The organism is Micromonospora sp. NPDC047756 (assembly GCF_055587245.1).
This window is the reverse complement of the sequence record NZ_JBVJGQ010000016.1, coordinates 2510-3730: the sequence shown is the minus strand read 5'-3', so window position 1 is coordinate 3730 and position 1221 is coordinate 2510. Positions and strand designations below refer to the sequence as shown.

The 1221-nt window shown below is 56.8% G+C and carries 1 rRNA gene (running past both ends of the window); it reads right to left on the bottom strand.

The features are described from left to right. Positions 1 to 1221: ribosomal RNA gene (locus tag ACZ6NZ_RS32315) — 23S ribosomal RNA — on the bottom strand (it extends past both window edges: 1659 nt to the left, 427 nt to the right).

Sequence of the window (1221 nt, the reverse complement as noted above, 5' to 3'; positions counted from 1 at the left end):
CGAGGTTCATCAGGGACGCTCTTTCGCGGGTACGGGAATATCAACCCGTTGTCCATCGACTACGCCTCTCGGCCTCGCCTTAGGTCCCGACTCACCCAGGGCGGATTAGCCTGGCCCTGGAACCCTTGGTCATCCGGCGGAAGGGTTTCTCACCCTTCTTTCGCTACTCATGCCTGCATTCTCACTCGTGCCGCGTCCACAACTGGGTCACCCCGCTGCTTCACTCGCGGCACGACGCTCCCCTACCCATCCACACACCTGCACAAGGAATCGAGTCCAAGCGAGGATAAAATGTGAATGCCACAGCTTCGGCGGTGTGCTTGAGCCCCGCTACATTGTCGGCGCGGAACCACTTGACCAGTGAGCTATTACGCACTCTTTAAAGGGTGGCTGCTTCTAAGCCAACCTCCTGGTTGTCTATGCGACCCCACATCCTTTTCCACTTAGCACACGCTTAGGGGCCTTAGCTGGTGATCTGGGCTGTTTCCCTCTCGACTACGAAGCTTATCCCCCGCAGTCTCACTGCCGCGCTCTCACTTACCGGCATTCGGAGTTTGGCTGATTTCGGTAAGCTTGTGGGCCCCCTAGACCATCCAGTGCTCTACCTCCGGCAAGAAACACGCGACGCTGCACCTAAATGCATTTCGGGGAGAACCAGCTATCACGGAGTTTGATTGGCCTTTCACCCCTAACCACAGGTCATCCCCCAATTTTTCAACATTGGTGGGTTCGGCCCTCCACGCGGTCTTACCCGCGCTTCAGCCTGCCCATGGCTAGATCACTCCGCTTCGGGTCTAGGACACGCGACTGAATCGCCCTATTCAGACTCGCTTTCGCTACGGCTCCCCCACACGGGTTAACCTCGCCACATGCCACTAACTCGCAGGCTCATTCTTCAAAAGGCACGCCGTCACCCCGCAAGGCTCCGACGGATTGTAGGCGAACGGTTTCAGGTACTATTTCACTCCCCTCCCGGGGTACTTTTCACCATTCCCTCACGGTACTTGTCCGCTATCGGTCACCAGGAAGTATTTAGGCTTACCAGGTGGTCCTGGCAGATTCACGGCAGATTTCAGGGGTCCGCCGCTACTCGGGAACACCCACAGAAGGTCAGCAACTTTCACCTACCGGACTCTCACCGTCTACGGTCAGCCATTCCAGACTGTTCGACTAGCCACTGACTTTGTAACTCCTCGAACAAGTGTCAGCTTGTTCAGTAGG